This is a genomic window from Altererythrobacter sp. (genome assembly GCF_050299635.1).
Lineage (GTDB): Bacteria > Pseudomonadota > Alphaproteobacteria > Sphingomonadales > Sphingomonadaceae > Erythrobacter.
Genome location: NZ_JBNKWF010000005.1, coordinates 19,381 through 38,728 on the forward strand (window position 1 = coordinate 19,381; position 19,348 = coordinate 38,728).

Sequence of the window (19,348 nt, forward strand, 5' to 3'; positions counted from 1 at the left end):
AACGGACGGAAATGGAATCGAGATTCGGTAGTCGCCGCAAGGCAAGTTCCATGCAGCCAATTCTGGGGGCTGTGATCGCCTCGTTCCTGCTGGGCGCGGCGGTGGTCGGCTATTTTGTCTGGCAGTCGAACGATGATGAACCGCAAGCTGCGCTTGCTTCGCCAGAGGTTGGTGCGCCAGCTGTTGAACCCACTGACGATTCTTCGCCAGAACCAACACCTAGCGCGAGCTCTACCACCGAGGCGGAAGAGGCCGCACAGGCCGCGGAGGCTGCCGAGGCCGTCGAACGCGTGGCCGAGCAGCAAGGGGGGCTGGACCAGCGCCTGGCGGCTGCAGAACAGCGGTTGGCACGGCTCGATTTGCAGGCACAGGCGGCGGCGGGGAACGCCGCGCGGGCGGAAGGCCTGTTGATCGCATTCGCCACGCGCCGTGCGCTCGAACGCCGGGCGGAACTGGGCTATCTTGCCGACCAGCTGCGGCTGCGCTTTGGCGATGCGCTGCCTAATGCCGTGCGGACCATCATTGCATTCTCGCGCGATCCGGTGACGGTGGATGAATTGCTTGCCCGGCTGGAAGGTCTTGGTCCCGAAATCAGCGAAGAGGATGGAAGCCTCACCTGGTCCGATTTCAAGCGTGAGCTTGGCCAGTTATTCGTTGTTCGCCGTGAGAGTACCCCGTCGCCTCAGCCTGAACGCAGGCTCGAGCGCGCGCGCATGTTCCTCGAAACCGGACGGGTCGATTCCGCGATTGCGGAGGTCAAGAATCTGCCAGGCGCGGCAAAGGCGGAAAGCTGGATCGCGGATGCGGAACGTTTTCGCGATGCCATGGACGCGCTTGATCGGGTGGAAACTGCTGCCGTTCTTGAACCCCGGTTGCTGCGCGATAGCTCGGGCAATCCGATCGAACAACTCAGCCCGCTAGAGTCTGGCGCCGAGTAAGCCGATTCAGATCAGGCTTTGAGCAATTCGGGCAATTGACCCGACATGCCGCGTGCTTCGTCCATGAAGAAATGCTTGAGGAAGGATGAGCGCTGCACGCCTGCCATTCCGGCTCGGCGCACAGTCGATGCCAGCTTACCGGGAATGCCGAACAGGCGGGTAAGCCCGTCCGTAGCGGACATGACCATCAGCGAATCGAGCGCGCGCCATTCCTCGTAGCGCTTGAGCACTTGCGGATCGCCCAGGTCGAGACCGAGGTGTTGCGCATCGGCCAGCACTTCGACCAGCGCGCCGACATCGCGCAATCCAAGGTTCAGGCCCTGGCCAGCGATTGGATGCATACCGTGCGCCGCATCGCCAACCAGCGCCAGACGGTCACCGATGATCCTGGCAGTATGCTGGAAGCTGAGCGGATAGGATGTGCGCCTGCTGTTGAGACTGACTTCGCCCAGCAGATCGCCCATCCGCTTCTGGACTTCGGCCAGAAATGCCCGGTCTGAAAGTTTGACGACGCCTGCCGCATCTTTTTCCGAAACGGTCCAGACCAATGCGCTGCGGTGCTGCCCCTGCGGCCCATCAAGCATGGGCAAGAGCGCGAAGGGCCCGGCCGGATAGAATATCTCCCACGCGACATTGTCATGCGGCTTCTCGTGATCGAGCCCCACGATCATTGCGCGATGGCTGTAATCCCACGTTGCCATCTTCAATCCGGCTTCGTCGCGTGTGGGTGAGCGGCGGCCCTCCGCTCCAATCATCAACGCGGCTTCGAGAACGGTGCCGTCCGCCAGCGTGGCCGAAACGCCAAACTCGCCGCGTTCGCGTGCTACAATATCGACAGGAGCGTGCCAGGCAATCAGCGGCTCATTCTTCGCCGCTTCGAACAAAGCCATGCGAAGCTGGCGATTGGCGAACATCCTGCCCAGCGAACCCTCATGCGGTTCGGGCGTGAAATCGAGCCGCCCCGGCTTCATCTGATCGGTTACTGCGATTGAAGCGATCGGGCAGGCAAAGGGCTCCAAACCCTCGCCAATCCCGATATTGCAGAACAGATTCCAGCTCGCGGTGGAAATGGCGGATGCGCGCCCATCGAAACCCTCTGCGGTCAATTCCGCCGGGTCGGCCCGGTCGACGACATGGCTGGACATTCCCTTGCGCGCGGCGGCCAGCGCCAGCGCCATGCCCACCAGCCCGCCGCCGATAATCAGCAAATCGCGCCTGTCACTCATACCAGCCTCGTTGCGAATGGATTGGCATCGCCCTAGAGGCACAGCCGTGACAGACGCAAGGATGATCAACCGATTCCGTGAGTTTGCTGCGCTGGTTGCGTTGCTGGCCGCGCTTGTGCTGGCGCCGCTCGCCCATGCGCAGGAGACGAACCTGGCGGCGGAGCTCGTCGCTGAAAGGGCAGCGCAGCCGGGCGAGGACGTGATGGTCGCGCTGCATTTCACGCCGCGTTCGCATGAGTGGCATGGATATTGGTCGAACCCCGGCGATGCCGGGCTGGGCATGCAACTCGATTGGCAATTGCCGGAAGGCTGGGAAGCGGGTGACACGCTCTACCCGGTGCCGCAGACGCTGATGATCTCCGGCATCATGAACCATGTCTATGAGCATGAATATGCGGTGCTGATCCCGATCACGGTGCCGGCGGATTTTAGCCCCTCCGGTTCAGTGCCCATTTCGCTCAAGGCACAGTGGCTTGCCTGCACGGACAAGATCTGCGTGCCCGAGCAAGCCAAATTGAGCCTGTTTCTGGATAGCAAACCTGATTCGGTAGAGGATCAGCGCTTTGCCATGTGGCGTGCGGCGCTGCCGCCTATGCTCGACAGCAAGAGTGCCTTTGCACTCACGCAGAATGAGCTGCGGCTGGCCATTCCGATCCCTGCCAGCATGGCGCTGGATGCGCCGCATGTGTTTGTCTCCAACGAGCAACTTGTTGACTATGGAGCGCCGCAGACCTTCCGCCGCAAGGGCGATGTGCTGGCTGTAGAGATCCCGCTGAAAGGCGGGGCGACGCCGGAGAAGGTCGAAGGCATCCTGTCGCTTGGCGAAGGCAATGGCGTGCGCTTCATGGCCGAGCTGGGCGATGTGCCGAGTGGCGGAACGCTGGTGAAAGGTACGGCGGCCGACATCCCGCCAATCTGGCTGTTGCTGCTGGGTGCATTGGCAGGCGGCCTGCTGCTCAACATCATGCCTTGCGTTTTCCCGATCCTCAGCATCAAGGCGATCAGCCTGGCTCGTGCTGGCGAAAGCGAAGCGCAAGCTCGCCGGGATGGCCTTGCCTATACTGCAGGCGCCATGCTGGCTTCAGTGGCGCTTGGGGCGGTAATGCTGGTGTTGCGCGCGGCGGGTGAACAGATCGGCTGGGCATTCCAGCTTCAGGAGCCGAGCGTGGTGGTGTTCCTGCTGTTGCTTGCGGTCGCCATCACTGCCAATTTCGCCGGTCTGTTTGAGCTGCCTTCGCTTGCGATCACGCGCGATGACAAGCCCGCCAGCAGTTTTGCCACTGGCCTGCTCGCAGCTTTTGTCGCAACGCCATGCACCGGCCCCTTCATGGCCGCAGCTCTTGGAGCGGCGCTGCTGCTGCCACCGCTTCCCGCACTGCTGCTGTTCGCGGCACTGGGGCTGGGATTGGCTTTGCCGTTCCTGATGATCGGCATGGTCCCTGCGCTTCGCAGCAGGCTGCCCAGGCCGGGCGCATGGATGGTGCGCTTTCGCAAGCTTATGGCAGTCCCGATGGGCCTGACGGCGCTGGCGCTGATCTGGCTGACATCTCGTCTGGGTGGGCAGGGCTTCGCTCTGATCGCTCTGGTGGTGGTGTTCGGCCTGGTCGTCGCGCTGATGATCGTCGGTCGGTTGCAGAGGGCGGGCAAACTGGCCTGGCCCGCATTCGGACTGATTGCGGCCCCGTTCCTCATTTTCGGGGCGTTCGCACTACCTGCGAGTTATGCCGAGGCGGAGGTATCTGCCGAGGATTCGCTGCTCAAGCCGCAAGCCTTCAGCGAAACGGCGCTGGCGGAAGCACGCGCAAGCGGCAAGCCGGTGTTCCTCTGGTTCACAGCCGACTGGTGCGTGACCTGCAAGGTCAATGAAGGCGTCGCTATCGAGCGCGAGGCAACGAAGCAGGCGTTCGAGAAGGCGGGCGTGGTGGCCATGGTCGGCGACTGGACACGCCGCGATGCGGAAATCACGATGTTCTTGAACGCGCAGGGCGCAGCGGGAGTGCCGCTCTATCTGTGGTACGAGCCGGGCGGTGAAGCGGAGCAGTTACCGCAGGTCCTGACGCCTGACACGCTTACAGAGCTGGCTCAGCGCCCTCGCTGACAATCTCCGCGTCCTCTTTCTGATCGCCGCGGCAGCTTTCGATCAGCATCCTCGGGCGTTCGCTGGGATTGAGCGTCAATTTGCCCGCCCCGGGGATCGTCAGACTCACTTCGCGTCGGCCCGTCAGCACTTCCAGTGCGGGGGCGCTGGCGGGGTAGCTGCCTTCCCACAGATAAGCTTCGGGTGCAGCCTCCACCGCATCGACAGGCAGGCGCTCAATATGGGCATTGCCGATCAGTGCCATCAGTGCGCCCGCGCCTTCGTCGGCAGGGGCATAGCGCGTGATCTGCAGCATCGGGGTGCCGGCCTCCTCGACGCAAGCAAGCGCCAGCATCGGCGCTTCGCCCGGATTGCCATAAATGATGCGGCCCGGTGTCTTGCTATCAGCCCAGATCGCATTGCTGCTGTCGGGCGAGTCGATCGGTTGCGAAGGACCGTCCCGCTGACCATCGAGCGGAAAGCGCGCACGTGTCTCGTCGGTCGGTGGCGGTTTGCAGGCAGCGAGAGCGATCAGCGGGAGGCACAGGGCCAGAGAAGAGAGGCGAAACAAGGGATCAGCGGCTCCGGATAAAGGCGCGGATATCGGCCGAGAGCTTGTGGCGGTCTTCGTCGCGCACATACATCATGTGTCCCGCGTCATAATAATGGAAGTGAACCCGATCCTGCGGGATACCGGTGCGGCTGAGCGAATATTCGGCGGCGAAGAAAGGCGTGGCGAAATCGTACCAGCCTTGCCCCACGAACAGGCTCAATCCTGAGTTCTCGCGCATTGCCTTGCCCAGATAGGGCGCAACGGTGAGATAGGCGTTGAAGTCCCGTCCACCGTTGAGGCGCCAGTCCCAATCATTGACGCCACCGATCGTCACATAGTTGCGCTCGGTCGTATATCCCAGCGTGTCGCGGAAAAAGGAATTGGCCGCGGCAGTGTACCCACCGTCGATGCCATAGAAGCTGGGGTCGTTGTCCGGAGTCTCGCCGGCATTGTCGTAATCCTTGCCGGTGTAGCGGCTGTCGAGCCGACCGATGGTGAGCCCGCGATCGCGCAGCAATTCCTTGTAGAAACGGCCCGGCGTTACACGCAGGTCCGCCGCCTCGAGATAGCGTTCGGAAAGGCCGGTGAAATGCGCTAGCTGCGGGCGGATTGCATCGCGTTCGGCCTGGCTGGCCTTCTGACCCTTCAGCAGGAACGCGGCGTAAGGCCCTTCGGCGAACTGCCTCGCTTCCGCAACGAATTGCTCGACCGAAGGTGCATTCGCCTTGCCGTGATAGAGTGCGGTTGCGGCCATGCTCGGGAGATTGGTGATATAGCTTAGCTCATTGCCTTCGGCGTCCGATCCGGCACCGAAATCGAGCACGGTGGAGATCAGGATCACGCCATTGAGCGCAACATCGTTATAACCGCCCTCCAATTCGTGCACGACGGCGGCCGAGCGGGTGGTGCCGTAACTTTCGCCGCCGAGATATTTGGGGCTGTTCCAGCGGCCATTTTCTGACAGCCACTGGCGGATCACCTTGGCGACCGATTGCGCATCCTGCGTTACGCCCCAATAGTCATTGGGGTCGGTGTCGCCGATCGCATGGCTGAATCCCGTGCCGACCGGATCGATGAAGACCAGATCGGTTACGTCGAGCAGCGAATCCGGATTGTCGAGCACAGGATAGGGAGGTCCGCCATCATCCTTCGCGTTGGAAGGGATCGCGACGCGCTTCGGCCCGAATGCACCCATCTGCAACCACAGCGAAGCAGAGCCGGGCCCGCCGTTGAACAGGAAGGTTACCGGGCGGGCCTTGTCACGCGGCTCCGCAATATAGGAGGTGGTGACGATTGCGGCCTTTGGCGCACCCTTATCGTCCTTCAGCACCTGTTCTGCGACGGTTGCGGTGTATCGCACGGATCGCCCGCCGAAAGTGCCGGTGAAAGACTTTGACGAACTGTTGGCAGTGTAGTCGGTTACCTTGGCCGGCGAGTCCTTTGTCTCTTCCGCAGCGGAAACAGCGGGAAGGATCATGCCAAGCGTGAACGCGGCAGTGGCCGCCAGAATGGGTCGCTTTGTCATGTGCGCCTAACTATGCGAGCGGCCGGTTAGTGGCAATCGTAACCTGTTAGCGCATCTTCCGCTGTGTCTTGCCGTAGCGCAATTTGCGCGTGCCGGGTCTTCCCTCGGTCGATTTGCCGATAATGGGCGCGTGCTTGTCCTCGAGCCCGAGTTCTTCGTTCTCCAGCCGCCGGATTTCGTCGCGCAGGCGGCCGGCTTCCTCGAACTCGAGATCGGCAGCGGCTTCGCGCATCCGCTTCTCGAGATCTTCGATATAGGCGCGCAGATTGTGCCCGACGAGATTGTTCACCTCTTCATCGCCGGTTGAGACGGTGACCTGATCCTTGCTTGCCGTATGTGCGACGATATCCGCGATCTGGCGCTTGATCGTCTGCGGAGTGATGCCGTGCTCTTCGTTGAACTCGCGCTGTTTCTCGCGCCGACGCTCGGTCTCGGCCATTGCGCGTTCCATGCTGCCCGTGACGCGGTCGGCATAGAGGATCACGCGGCCATCGACATTGCGCGCGGCACGCCCAATGGTCTGGATCAGCGAGGTTTCCGAACGCAGGAAGCCTTCCTTGTCGGCATCAAGGATGCAGACGAGCCCGCATTCGGGAATGTCGAGCCCTTCGCGCAGCAGGTTGATGCCCACCAGCACGTCATAGACGCCGAGCCTGAGGTCGCGGATCAGCTCGATGCGTTCGAGCGTCTCGACATCGGAGTGCATGTAGCGGACCTTGATGCCCGCTTCGTGCATGAACTCGGTCAGGTCTTCCGCCATGCGCTTGGTTAGCGTGGTGACGAGCGTGCGGTAGCCATTTGCGGCGGTGGCGCGGCACTGCTCGATGCAATCCTGCACCTGATCTTCGACCGGACGGATCTCCACTGGCGGGTCGATCAGCCCGGTGGGGCGGATCACCTGTTCGGCGAAGACGCCGCCGGTCTGCTCCATCTCCCAGCCGCCCGGCGTGGCGGAAACGGCAATGGTCTGCGGACGCATCGCGTCCCATTCGTTGAAGCGCAGCGGGCGGTTGTCGATGCAGCTTGGCAGGCGGAAGCCATATTCAGCCAGCGTGAGCTTGCGGCGGTGGTCACCGCGCGCCATTGCACCGATCTGTGGCACCGTCTGATGGCTTTCATCGACAAACAGAAGCGCGTTCTCGGGCAGGTACTCGAACAGTGTTGGCGGGGGCTCGCCTGGCAAGCGCCCTGTGAGGAAACGCGAATAGTTCTCGATTCCCGCACATGAGCCGGTTGCACCGATCATCTCCAGGTCGAAATTGGTGCGCTGTTCCAGCCGCTGCGCTTCCAGCAAGCGGCCTTCTTCGTGCAGTTCCTTGAGCCGTTCCTTCAGCTCGAATTTGATCGCTTCGGTCGCCTGCTTCATCGTCGGGCCGGGCGTGACGTAGTGCGAATTGGCATAGACGCGCACTGTGTCCAGGCTCGCGCCCTTCTTGCCGGTCAGCGGGTCAAACTCGCTGATCTCCTCGATCTCGTCGCCGAAGAAACTGATCCGCCATGCCATGTCTTCATAGTGGCTGGGGAAGAGTTCAAGATTGTCGCCGCGCACCCGGAAGCTGCCGCGAGCGAAGGCTGTGTCGTTGCGCTTGTACTGCAGCGCGACGAGCTTGCGGATCAATTCGCGCTGATCGACCACCTGGCCCTTCTTGATGTCGAACACCATGGCCGAATAGGTTTCGACCGAGCCGATGCCGTAAAGGCACGAAACCGAAGCGACGATCACCACATCGTCGCGTTCGAGCAAGGCGCGCGTGGCCGAATGGCGCATCCGGTCGATCGCTTCGTTTACGCTGCTTTCCTTCTCGATGTAGGTGTCGCTGCGCGGGACGTAGGCTTCGGGCTGATAGTAGTCGTAATAACTGACGAAATACTCGACCGCGTTTTCGGGGAAGAAGCTCTTGAACTCGCCATAGAGCTGCGCGGCGAGGATCTTGTTAGGGGCGAGCACAAGGGCGGGGCGCTGCATTTCCTCGATCACCTTGGCCATGGTGAAGGTCTTGCCACTACCGGTCACGCCCAGCAGCACCTGCGTCTGTTCGCCATCGCTCGCCGCCGCGACCAGTTCCTCGATCGCTTGCGGCTGGTCGCCTGCCGGTTCGTAGTCGCTGACGAGCTTGAAGCGCCTGCCGCCATCGGCCTTTTCAGGGCGCGCAGGCTTGTGCGGAACGAACTCGCCGCTGGTGTCAGGTTCTTCCAGTCCGCGTCTGATTACGAGTTCGGCCATGTGCGAACATATGGGGCACAAACGCACGCATCGCAACGCTGCAAACGAGTCTTTTACAGAACTGATCTCGCGTTGGTTTCACCGCATACGCTTTGCGGTGGGCGCAGCATCTTGATACCAAGCGGTTGACCCAGTGAGGAGATTCCCCATGCGTACAAGACTGATTGCACTTTCCGCTCTCGTCCTTCCGCTTGCTGGATGTGGTGACGATCCCGCCAGCGATGAGATTGCGAGCGGTGAAAATATCAGCATGGAAGAGGCTGCGCAGCGCGCAAAGGCAAGCGGCGTGAAGCCACAGCCGGGCGAATATAGCGTGACCATGGATGTGCTCGAAGTGAACATGCCCGGCGCGCCAGAAGGCATGGCCGACATGATGAGCAAGATGATGGGCGGCCAGTCGCATAAATACTGCCTGACGCAGGAAGATGTCGACAAGGGCTTCGAAAATATGGCCAAACAGTCGCAGGATGGCGATTGCACCTTCCAGCGCTTCAACGTCAGCGGCGGCGATTTCGATGGCAAAATGGTCTGCAACAATAAGGGGCAGGGCACGATGACGATGACCATGAAGGGCAAGGGTACGCCCACCAGTTCGGAAATGGATATGACCATGGAAGGCGATTTCACCGGCATGGGCCAATCGACCATTCGCATGAAGGCGAAGCATGAACGGATCGGCGACTGCGCCTGATTTTTCGGATTATGGCCGGTTCGTGACCGGGCCCCTTTCGTTCATGCGGGAATAAGTCAGTTCTGTTACACCCCGTCTCATGAGTGAGGCGATTTCCACTGGGCGAGCGGGTTTGAACCGCATGAGTGAGGTGCTGTCCTCGCTTCGCGAGAACGCGCAGACACGCATAGAGCTCGCGCGCGAGCCGCGCCCGGAAGAGGCGGCGGGGGCGCCGCCATTGCGCCTGCTGCTTGGTGAAGCGCTGACTCTTGCCGAACCGCTGGCGCGCAAGCTGCGCCCGCCGCTCGATATCGTCCGTTCCGACAATCCGCAGATCGTGGTCCTGCTGCCCGGCTTTGCCACGCATCCACTGCGCATGCGATATATGGCGCGGCAGATCGAGCGCGCGGGCCACAAGGTGAAGAATTGGGGGCTCGGCTTCAACATGGGTCCGAGCGAAGAGATCTTCGATCACCTTTCCAGCCGTATCGATGCCGTACACGCGCGCTATGGCAAGCAGGTGGTGCTGGTGGGATGGAGCCTGGGCGGGCTTTATGCGCGCGAACTGGCGAAGCGACATCCGGATCTGGTGGCGAAGGTCATCACGATGGGTTCGCCCTTCAGCCAGTCGCCCTATGCTAACAATGTCTGGCGGATCTACCAGTTCGTCACCGGCCATTCGGTTGCTGCGCCCCCGATCAAGGCGAATATGGCGGAAAAGCCCCCGGTCGAAACCGTTGCACTATGGTCACCTCGCGACGGCGCGATATCTCCGCGAGCGGCTTGCGGCCTGCCAGGCGAACGCGACAGGGCCATTGCCCTGCGCTGTACGCATATGGGTTTTTCCAAGTCGCCTGAGGCGATCCTGACCGTGCTTCGGGAACTCGAAAACACTTCTATCAGCTAGGGCTACATGTAACCCCTTGGCGGATCGATAAATGCGTGCAATGTTGCACTGCAATAAATCGAACTCCACTCGGGGATGAATGATCGAGTCTGCGGACCAGTTTGACGAGATGCGAAACGCCGATGGTTCGGTGCGAAGTGCATACGCCGGATATTGCAACTGGTTTGACGAGCAGGATGAGGCGCAGCTTCGCCGCAAGGATAAGGAAGCGGACGACAGTTTCCGCCGAACCGGAATCACCTTCAACGTCTATGGCGAGGACGAAGCCGAGGAGCGACTGATCCCCTTCGATATGGTGCCGCGCATCATCACTGCGGCGGAATGGCGCAGGCTTTCCAGGGGTATCGAGCAACGTGTCAGCGCGCTCAATTCCTTCCTCTACGATCTGTACCACCGGCAGGAAATCGTCCGTTCCGGCCGCGTGCCCGAGCGATTGTTCCGCCACAATGATGCCTGGCTGCCGCAGATGGTGGGCTTTACGCCTCCAGGGGGCATCTACACACATATCGTGGGGATTGACCTGGTGAGAACCGGTCCCAACGATTTCTTCGTGCTGGAAGACAATGCGCGCACGCCGTCGGGCGTTTCGTACATGCTCGAAAATCGCGAAACCATGATGGCGATGTTCCCTGAGCTGTTCTCGCGCGTCTCGGTGGAAACGGTGTCGAACTATCCGCGCCGCCTGGCGAAGAGTCTTGCTGCTTGTGCGCCAGAGGCCACAGGTGGCAAACCGACCATCGCCGTGTTGACGCCGGGCATCTATAACTCGGCCTATTTCGAGCATGCATTCCTGGCCGACCAGATGGGGGCCGAACTGGTCGAAGCGAGCGACCTGCGCGTGGTCGGGGGCAGGGTCCAGATGCGCACGACCCGGGGCTATCAGCCGATCGACGTGCTCTATCGACGCGTCGACGACGACTTCCTTGATCCGCTGACGTTCAATCCCGACAGCGTGCTGGGCATTCCGGGGATCATGGATGTCTATCGCGCAGGCGGGATAACGATCGCCAACGCGCCGGGCACCGGAGTGGCTGACGACAAGGCGGTTTACAGCTTCATGCCGGAAATCGTCGAGTTCTACACTGGCGAGAAACCGTTGCTGCCCAACGTCAAGACCTGGCGCTGCTCGGACAGTGACAGCCTGGCCTATGTGCTCGACAATCTTGACGAGCTTGTGATCAAGGAAGTGCATGGTTCTGGCGGCTACGGCATGTTGATCGGGCCGACCGCGACGAAGCGGGAAATCGCCAGCTTCCGCAAGAAGCTGATCGCCAACCCGCAGAACTATATCGCGCAGCCCACGCTTTCGCTTTCGACCTGTCCGGTCTTCACGCGCAAGGGGTTGGCGCCGCGTCACGTTGATTTGAGGCCTTTTGTGCTGATGTCGCCTAACGGGATCGACATTACGCCGGGCGGGCTGACGCGGGTTGCACTCAAGAAAGGATCGCTGGTCGTCAACTCGAGCCAGGGTGGCGGCACCAAGGATACCTGGGTGCTGAAGGATTGAGATGCTAGGACGCACCGCCAACGGATTGTTCTGGATGTTCCGCTATCTCGAGCGGGCTGAGAATACGGCGCGTATGCTCGATGCGGGTTTACGCATGGCGTTGACCCGGGATCTCATCACTGCAGAGGACGAGTGGCGATCGGTTATCGCGACGTCGGGACGGCAGGAAGCCTATGATTCTATTCATAAGGGCTATTCCGGTTCGCAGGTGTGGAACTTCATTCTGCGCGACAAGGAAAACGCCGGGAACGTTCGCCAGATGATGCATGCGGTGCGCACCAATGCGCGAATGGTGCGAACGGCAATCAGCAGCGAGGTGTGGGAAGCGGTCAACACGAGCTGGATGGAGATCGACGCCATGCTCGCGCGGCCGGTCGGGCAAGCCAGCGTGGGGCAGGTGGTTCGGGCGATCCGCGGCGCGGGCAGCCTCGTGCGTGGCGCGGTCGCGGGCTCCATGCTGCGCGATGATGGTTATTGTTTTGCACAGGCGGGCACATTCATCGAACGGGCGGACAAGACTGCACGTATCCTCGATATCAAATATTTCCTGCTGCTGCCTTCGCCGTCCTACGTCGGGACCAAGCTCGATACCGGACAATGGGAACAGATCCTGCGTTCGGTGGCGGGCGAGCGCGTTTTTACATGGCTTAACTCCTGGCAGATCGACGCGCGCAGTATCGTCGAGTTCCTAGTTCTGGATGATCGGTTTCCGCGCTCGCTGATCTATTGTCACAGCGCCTTGCGCGACCATTTGACCTTGTTGGCGCGCATCTATGGCGGTGAAGGCAAGAGCCACGAACTGATGCGGGATGCCGATGAGCAAATTGCGGGATTGAACGCGGAGAAGATTTTCGATGAAGGACTGCACGAATTTCTCACCGGCTTCATGGCGCGTAATGCGGCGATCGCGGACGCCATCGCCGAAGACTACCGGTTCCTGGCATAGGGGCTGAACCGATGCGCCTCGCCATCCGCCATTCGACTCACTACCGCTTCAAGGAGCCGGTGGTTCATGCGCTGCAGCGCCTCAGGCTCACGCCCAAGGAAACTCAGGGGCAGCGGATACTCGAATGGTCGATGGATTTCGCGCACGCTTCGCCTGAGCTCGAATATGAGGACCAGCACTGCAATACGGTGACCCTGGTTTCGGTCGAGGCAGGTGCACAGGAAGTGGAGATCACTTGCAACGGCACTGTTGAGACACAAGACCATGCCGGCGTGATCGGGCGGCATTCGGGCAATCTCCCGCTTTGGAGCTTCCTGTGCCACACCAGGCTGACGAAACCCGGGGCAGGGGTACGCGCGCTGATTCGTAGCCTTCCCGATCCCAACGAAGGCAAATTGGATTACTTGCATGCCCTTTCTGCGGAAATACGCGGTCATGTGAAATATGAAACCGGTCGCACCCATACTCGTACCACAGCGGAAGAAGCCTTCGATGCGGGACATGGCGTGTGCCAGGACCACGCCCATATCTTCATCGGTGCGGCCCGTGCTGCGGATATCCCGGCGCGCTATGTCAGCGGATATCTCATGATGAATGATCGCATCGATCAGGAAGCGACTCACGCCTGGGCTGAGGCTCATATCGAGGGGCTAGGCTGGGTCGGTTTTGACATCTCCAACGGTATCAGTCCCGATCCGCGCTATGTTCGCGTCGCAACCGGATGCGACTATCGTGAGGCAGCTCCGATTACCGGGATAAGCTTTGGCGCCATCGAAGAGGTTCTTCACGTCAATGTCGCGGTGGAGCAGCAGCGGATCGAGCAATAGCCAGCCATGTCGGTTACGTTCACGCAGCGAATGTCACGAATTGTTCGCGGTGGCTTGACCCGAAGCGTGCAGGATGGTTGTTCGCGCATCGGCGTTTTGGCCACCAGACAAGCGGCCTGAGGCCGGACGGGAAAATTGGAATGACCTATTGCGTGGGAATGATGCTGGATCGCGGCCTGGTGCTGATGAGCGATACGCGCACCAATTCCGGCGTCGACAACATCTCCACCTTCCGCAAGATGTTCCACTGGCAGGTGCCGGGCGAGCGCATGATCGCTCTGATGACGGCAGGAAACCTGGCGACCACACAGGCGGTCGTAAGCCAGCTTGAAGAGCGGACAAAGGCACCTGACGAACGCGGCAATACCTTGCTGCAGGCGCCGACCATGTTCCAGGTCGCAACGGAAATCGGGCAATTGCTGCGCGCCACGATCGAGCAGCCGCAATCCGCCAATGGAGCCAGGGGAGAGGGGCGCTTTTCCGCATCGCTGATCGTCGCGGGCCAGATCGCTGGAATGGAACCGCGGCTGTTCATGATCTATCCCGAAGGCAATTTCATCGAAGCGAGTTGGGACACGCCATTCTTCCAGATCGGCGAAACCAAATATGGCCGGCCGATCATCCTGCGCGCCTATGACCGCGACATGAGCTTCGAAGATGCGGTCAAGTTGTTGATGGTATCTTTCGATTCGACGCTCAAGGCCAATCTCTCGGTCGGGCTACCGCTCGACCTGCTGGTGATCGGTCGTGACGAGTTTGCGCCAACGCATCAGCATCGGATCCAGCAAGACGATGCATATTTCAACGCAATCTCGTCGAGCTGGGGTGACGCGCTGAAGAACACCTTTCATTCGCTGCCGGACTACAGTTTCTACGTGGATTAGGTCTGCCGCATGCCGCGTAGTTACGATCCTGTAGGGGTAATTGCGCAATTCTGCTCCGCAATGGACCTAATTCATCGGTAGAATTGCGTGGGTCAGGTCCGATTGGTCCCGATCTTCGCTCCAATTCGGGCAGGTCTTCGCGTGAAAAGGCGAGGCTCGGGAGGCAGGCTGGCCTCCATGACACGCAAACCCACGCTTCATTTCATCGACCGATCGAGCCGCGTCCGCGCGGAGCTGGCGCGCACCGCCTTCGATCTGGGACATCACGCGGAAGTCTATGGCGATCTGGAGGAACTGTCGCTCCTGCCACCGCGCGAAGGGATCATCGTCGCGCGCGACGATGCGGATCGGGGCGGCGTCGCAGCGATGATCGACCGTCTCGGACGAATGGGCATCTGGCTGCCGCTGGTCGTGTTCGATCATCAGCCGGGCGCCGGGCGCATTGTCGAGGCGATCAGGGCCGGCGCGCTCGACTATCTCTCGCTCCCGCTCGACACGGAAAAGTTCGCGCGCTGCATGCTGCGGATCGAGGACGAAGCAGGGGCCTATTGCGAAAGGCGGAAACGCGAGATCGAAGCGCGCAACCTCCTCGCCAACCTCTCGCGCCGCGAAGGCGAAGTGCTCGATCTGCTTGCCCAGGGCAGCAGCAACAAGACGATCGCGCGCGAACTTGCGATCAGCCCGCGCACAGTCGAAATCCACCGCGCCAACATGATGTCCAAGCTCGGCGCTCGCCATCCCGCCGACGCGGTCAGACTCAGGATCGACGCGCAGGCAGGCAAAAAAGAGAGCTAGGCTGCGCCTCAGCGGCAGAAGCTGCCGTCGCCTTGTTCCAGGTGGAAATGGTCATGGTGATCGGCGTTGTAGTTCGGCCCCAGCACCGTGCCGAAGCGCTTGCAGGCGCTGCGGTGCACGATCCGCAGGAAGCGCCGTTCGGAGTCGCTTCCACCCGACCAGTCGGCGGAGACGGTGATGCGGCGGCCATCCTCCAGCACGAAAGCCGAAACGTCGATCGCCGCGGCACGCGAATGGGCTGAGCGGCGGCCGGTTCCCGCGACATTGCGGCAGGAATAGCTGCCCATCGTCTCGATCCGCGCGAGCGGACTCCCCAGGATTTGCCGCGCCGCGCGATCGACACCGAAGCGGGCCCAGGCGGCGAAGGTCTGCGCGGTGCCGCAAGTGACGGGGCCGATATTGCTGACACCGAACTGACTGCGGTCACCCTGCACCGCGGAGAGTTGCACGGTGTTCACCGTGTTGCACCCGCCGCCATAGTAACGGTCGGGGAGGGGAGAGAAGCGCGATCCGGTCTCGCCCAGGCCGGCAAGGCACATCCGCGACTCTTGCGTCACCGCAAAGGGCCGCGGAGCCGAGACCGGCGCACGCGCCTCGCGCGAGGTTTCCGGCACGCTGCCGCATCCTGCCACGGCGAGCGCGGCGGAAGAGATGGCGAAGGCGCGGAGTATCGACATGGGCTGATGATCCGCCAACATGGTTAACCAAACCCTAATCTCACACCCCGTTCCGACACGGGAGTCGCCGCATGCGGCGGGCCGGGCTAGCCGCAAGACTGGCCGCGTTTACGGCAGTTCGTCCGCTACCTGCTCCCACAATTCGATCTTCACGCCATCCGGGTCGAGCAGCCAGGCGAACTTGCCATAGCCTTCGTCCGCCGTGTCGAGCACCTTCACACCCTTCTTACCGAGCTGCTTCACGAAGGCATCGAGATCGTCGACCCGCAGATTGATCATGAAGCCGCCCTTGCCGGGCTTCACATACTCGTCGTCCTTGAAATGGCTGATGAGCGAATAGGGATTTGCCTTGGGCTCCTCCGCCCAGGCGAGCTGCGGACCATAGGGCCCGTCGATCCCCAGCACCTCGCGATACCATTCGCGCGTCGCCTCCGGGTCCTCCACGACATAAAAAACGCCCCCTAATCCCGTCACTCTGGCCATGTTCGCTCTCCTGAAATCCTACTCGATGGAACACATGGAACACGGTTCATGGGCAAAAACCGCCATTCCGTAAACCTGGAGGCCAAATGTGTGACTCTTTGCCGTAAAGCGTGAACCTGGTGCGCAAGAGTGTGAACTTGCTGGGTGCAGATGTGACTGTGCGGCCCCGCAAAGTGTGACCTTGCGGGTGGGGCGTGTGACCCTGGGCGAGCATGGCTTGAGGTGTGTTCCATGACCACGGTTTAGCCGAGGGGGGCAGTAGGAAAATGAGTGTTACCAGTGGGTTGCAAGCATAAAGTGGGGCCACTCGCGATTGTCCGCTAACGACCCAATTGCGGACATCTCGATCCAATGCGAAAAGCGCCTATGGGGCGACGCAGGCTAACAGACGAAGAACGGCATTTTAGAAAGATTGGATCGGGCATTCCGTTCTCGCGCTGGTGGCCAGCAGCCGCGATCGTTTTCGGCGTTTTGATCGCTGCACTGAACGCTGACTATGTTGCAACCTGCACTGGGATACCGTTGGACGAATACAGCGCACAGCGATCAGCACGCATTGCCATATTGTTCGCCTACCCCTGTAGCCCATATCTTTTGCATGACGGAGTTGAAGGCTCGCTGGTCTTTTTGAGCCTTTGGGCACCTTGGCCGTTCGCAATCGTCAACTGGCGCTGGGCGAGGCGTCAGCGAAAGTTTTGGGATGGTGAGAGGTCGCGTGAGGCAGAACGCCGCAAGGCGAAACGCGATGCAAAAACGCTTGATCACGATTGACCGCTTTCCACCCAATATCGGACATCTCGGCTCAATGATCCTTTGGTCGCAGGGTCAGCAAATACACATGCTCGCCTTCAAGCAAGCGCTCGCCATGCTGGTTGTCGAGGCTGACCGCCTGGAACGCCGCGAAATTGGCATCGCCCAGTGTGCGAGATGGGAGCGGAAAGCGTTCTCACTATGCAAGATCGACAAAACCGCGCTTCGGCACCAGCCGGTACGGATCATAGATGGACGGGAGCGATTGGGGTATCGCGTCACGCTATCGCGTGTGCATCATCCCAACAAGCGCTGGCGCTATTACGCGGCAGCTTTGCGCCGTGCCTTCTTGCGCTCATGCGGGTCGAGGATCGCCTTGCGCAGGCGGATGCTCTGCGGCGTCACCTCCACCATCTCGTCATCGTCGATATAGGCGATCGCCTGTTCCAGGCTCATCCGACGCGGCGGGGTGAGGCGGATCGCATCGTCCTTGCCCGATGAGCGGATATTGGTGAGCTGCTTCGACTTGAGCGGGTTGACCTCAAGGTCGTCCGGCTTGGCGTTCTCGCCGATCACCATCCCTTCATAGACCTTGGCCTGCGCCCCGATAAACAGTTCGCCGCGCTCTTCCAGAGCGTTGAGCGCATAGGCGACGGAGTCACCCGCGCTGTTGGAGATCAGCACGCCGTTGATGCGGCCTTCGATCGGGCCCTTGTAGGGGCCGTATTTGTCGAACAGCCGGTTCATGATGCCGGTGCCGCGCGTGTCGGACAGGAACTCGCCGTGATAGCCGATCAGCCCGCGCGAAGGGGCGGAGAAGGTGATGCGCGTCTTGCCGAGGCCACTGGGGCGCATTTCGGCAAGCTCTGCCTTGCGGCGCTGCATCTTCTCGACGACCGTGCCGGAGTGCTCTTCGTCCACGTCGATCACGACGGTTTCATAGGGCTCCATGCGCTGTCCGTCCTCTTCGCGGAACAGAACCTTGGGGCGGCTGATGCCCAGTTCGAAGCCTTCGCGGCGCATCGTCTCGATCAACACGCCGAGTTGGAGTTCGCCGCGTCCGGCAACCTCGAAGCTGTCCTTGTCGTCGGCTTCGGTCACGCGGATGGCGACATTGGTTTCCGCTTCGCGCAGCAAGCGGTCGCGGATCATGCGGCTCGTCACCTTGTCGCCTTCGCGCCCGGCGAGCGGCGAATCATTGACGGAGAAGCGCATGGCCAGCGTCGGCGGATCGATCGGCTGGGCAGCGATCGGCTCGCTCACGGCGGGATCGGCGATGGTGTTGGCGACGGTCGCCTTCTCGAGGCCCGCCAGCGCGATGATGTCGCCTGCCTGCGCGCTTTCCACCGGCACGCGTTCCAGCCCGCGGAAGCTCATCAGCTTGGTCGCGCGACCCGTCTCGATCACATTTCCATCGGCATCGAGCGCATGGATCGGATCGTTGAGCTTGACGGTGCCCGATTGCACCCGGCCGGTCAGCACACGGCCCATGAAATTGTCACGGTCGAGCAGCGTCGCGAGGAAGGAGAAGGGGCCCGAGGCGTCGAGGCCCGGCTCCGGAACATGGTCCACGATGCGCTGGAACAGCGGGTCCAGCGTGCCTTCGCGTGCATCCTGGTCTTCGCTGGCATAGCCGTCGCGCCCGGAAGCGTAGAGCGTGGGGAAATCGAGCTGTTCGTCATTCGCGTCGAGGCTGACGAAAAGGTCGAACACTTCGTCCAGCACTTCCTGCGGGCGGCCATCGGGACGGTCGATCTTGTTGACGACGACGATGGGCTTCAGGCCCAGCGCCAGCGCCTTCCCGGTGACGAATTTGGTCTGCGGCATCGCGCCTTCCGCGCTGTCGACAAGCAGGATCACGCCATCGACCATGCTCAGGATGCGTTCCACCTCGGCGCCGAAATCGGCGTGGCCGGGCGTATCGACGATGTTGATGCGATTGCCGTTCCACTCGACGCTGGTGCACTTCGCGAGAATGGTGATTCCGCGTTCCTTCTCGAGATCGCCCGAATCCATCGCGCGTTCTTCCACGCGCTGGTTTTCACGGAAAGTGCCGGACTGGCGGAAAAGCTGATCGACCAGCGTGGTTTTGCCATGATCGACGTGGGCGATGATCGCCACGTTGCGCAGTGAGGAGGACATTTCGGACCTTGCAGATAGGGGAGGGGCGCTTGTTGCGCCGCACAATGGGCGCGCGGTTAGCAGGGGAGCGCCCCGGCGGCAAGTGGCTGCAGTGCAGAAGGCCACGGATGACGTAGCGGCAACTGTGTCAAACCCGCAACACAGTTAAAATGGGCAGGTACATGTTTTCTTTGCAACTTGTGCCTATTCGACCGCTCGCGTAATTGTCTGTCATTGT

Annotated in this window: 17 protein-coding genes; 10 read left to right on the forward strand and 7 right to left on the reverse strand. The window is 61.2% G+C overall.

Annotated features, from left to right (window positions below):
* The first annotated feature begins 50 nt into the window (after window positions 1-50).
* Entirely contained in the window at window positions 51-938 is an 888-nt protein-coding gene (locus ACQY6C_RS03600; protein ID WP_427964833.1) for a hypothetical protein, read from the forward strand.
* An 11-nt stretch (window positions 939-949) separates the two neighbouring features.
* Here ACQY6C_RS03600 and ACQY6C_RS03605 read toward each other — a convergent pair whose 3' ends face one another.
* A complete protein-coding gene (locus ACQY6C_RS03605) occupies window positions 950-2,164 on the reverse strand; it encodes a UbiH/UbiF/VisC/COQ6 family ubiquinone biosynthesis hydroxylase (RefSeq protein WP_427964836.1) in 1,215 nt (404 codons plus the stop codon).
* A 46-nt stretch (window positions 2,165-2,210) separates the two neighbouring features.
* Here ACQY6C_RS03605 and ACQY6C_RS03610 point away from each other — a divergent pair, with 46 nt between their 5' ends.
* A complete protein-coding gene (locus ACQY6C_RS03610) occupies window positions 2,211-4,262 on the forward strand; it encodes a protein-disulfide reductase DsbD family protein (protein ID WP_427964839.1) in 2,052 nt (683 codons plus the stop codon).
* On the opposite strand, the gene ACQY6C_RS03615 is transcribed toward ACQY6C_RS03610, so the two are convergent.
* Genes ACQY6C_RS03615 through uvrB form a run of 3 tightly spaced genes read right to left on the reverse strand, consistent with a single transcriptional unit; the run spans window position 4,234 to window position 8,543 of the window.
* On the reverse strand, window positions 4,234-4,812 hold the full coding sequence (locus ACQY6C_RS03615) for a hypothetical protein (RefSeq protein ID WP_427964841.1): 579 nt from the start codon (window positions 4,810-4,812) through the stop codon (window positions 4,234-4,236). The two genes, ACQY6C_RS03610 and ACQY6C_RS03615, sit on opposite strands and share 29 nt — an antisense overlap.
* 4 nt (window positions 4,813-4,816) lie before the next feature.
* On the reverse strand, window positions 4,817-6,319 hold the full coding sequence (locus tag ACQY6C_RS03620; RefSeq protein WP_427964844.1) for a S10 family peptidase: 1,503 nt from the start codon (window positions 6,317-6,319) through the stop codon (window positions 4,817-4,819).
* 46 nt (window positions 6,320-6,365) lie between these two features.
* Window positions 6,366-8,543: an excinuclease ABC subunit UvrB gene (gene uvrB / locus ACQY6C_RS03625; RefSeq protein ID WP_427964847.1), complete on the reverse strand. Its 2,178-nt coding sequence runs from the start codon at window positions 8,541-8,543 to the stop codon at window positions 6,366-6,368.
* A gap of 148 nt (window positions 8,544-8,691) precedes the next feature.
* Between uvrB and ACQY6C_RS03630 the strand changes: the two genes are divergently transcribed.
* From ACQY6C_RS03630 to ACQY6C_RS03660, 7 genes are all read left to right on the forward strand, one after another.
* Window positions 8,692-9,234 carry a DUF3617 domain-containing protein gene (locus tag ACQY6C_RS03630; RefSeq protein ID WP_427964850.1) on the forward strand — a complete coding sequence of 181 codons (543 nt, stop codon included), beginning with the start codon at window positions 8,692-8,694 and terminating at the stop codon, window positions 9,232-9,234.
* A 121-nt stretch (window positions 9,235-9,355) separates the two neighbouring features.
* Window positions 9,356-10,120: an esterase/lipase family protein gene (locus tag ACQY6C_RS03635; RefSeq protein WP_427964852.1), complete on the forward strand. Its 765-nt coding sequence runs from the start codon at window positions 9,356-9,358 to the stop codon at window positions 10,118-10,120.
* 79 nt (window positions 10,121-10,199) lie between these two features.
* A complete protein-coding gene (locus ACQY6C_RS03640) occupies window positions 10,200-11,627 on the forward strand; it encodes a circularly permuted type 2 ATP-grasp protein (RefSeq protein ID WP_427964854.1) in 1,428 nt (475 codons plus the stop codon).
* 1 nt (window position 11,628) lies between these two features.
* Window positions 11,629-12,573 (forward strand): alpha-E domain-containing protein, encoded by a 945-nt coding sequence (locus tag ACQY6C_RS03645; protein WP_427964856.1) that lies wholly within the window; start codon window positions 11,629-11,631, stop codon window positions 12,571-12,573.
* Window positions 12,574-12,584: 11 nt separating this feature from the next.
* Window positions 12,585-13,400 (forward strand): transglutaminase family protein, encoded by an 816-nt coding sequence (locus ACQY6C_RS03650; protein WP_427964859.1) that lies wholly within the window; start codon window positions 12,585-12,587, stop codon window positions 13,398-13,400.
* Window positions 13,401-13,540: 140 nt separating this feature from the next.
* Window positions 13,541-14,284 (forward strand): peptidase, encoded by a 744-nt coding sequence (locus ACQY6C_RS03655; protein WP_427964861.1) that lies wholly within the window; start codon window positions 13,541-13,543, stop codon window positions 14,282-14,284.
* Window positions 14,285-14,461: 177 nt separating this feature from the next.
* Entirely contained in the window at window positions 14,462-15,079 is a 618-nt protein-coding gene (locus tag ACQY6C_RS03660) for a response regulator transcription factor (protein WP_427964864.1), read from the forward strand.
* A gap of 8 nt (window positions 15,080-15,087) precedes the next feature.
* Here ACQY6C_RS03660 and ACQY6C_RS03665 read toward each other — a convergent pair whose 3' ends face one another.
* Both ACQY6C_RS03665 and ACQY6C_RS03670 read right to left on the reverse strand, forming a co-directional pair.
* Entirely contained in the window at window positions 15,088-15,756 is a 669-nt protein-coding gene (locus ACQY6C_RS03665) for an extensin family protein (protein ID WP_427964867.1), read from the reverse strand.
* A gap of 108 nt (window positions 15,757-15,864) precedes the next feature.
* A complete protein-coding gene (locus ACQY6C_RS03670) occupies window positions 15,865-16,239 on the reverse strand; it encodes a VOC family protein (RefSeq protein ID WP_427964870.1) in 375 nt (124 codons plus the stop codon).
* A gap of 351 nt (window positions 16,240-16,590) precedes the next feature.
* Here ACQY6C_RS03670 and ACQY6C_RS03675 point away from each other — a divergent pair, with 351 nt between their 5' ends.
* Window positions 16,591-17,010, forward strand: coding sequence for a hypothetical protein (locus ACQY6C_RS03675; RefSeq protein WP_427964873.1), 420 nt, complete (start codon window positions 16,591-16,593; stop codon window positions 17,008-17,010).
* 300 nt (window positions 17,011-17,310) lie between these two features.
* On the opposite strand, the gene typA is transcribed toward ACQY6C_RS03675, so the two are convergent.
* Window positions 17,311-19,131, reverse strand: coding sequence for a translational GTPase TypA (gene typA, locus ACQY6C_RS03680; RefSeq protein ID WP_427964875.1), 1,821 nt, complete (start codon window positions 19,129-19,131; stop codon window positions 17,311-17,313).
* Window positions 19,132-19,348: the final 217 nt, after the last annotated feature.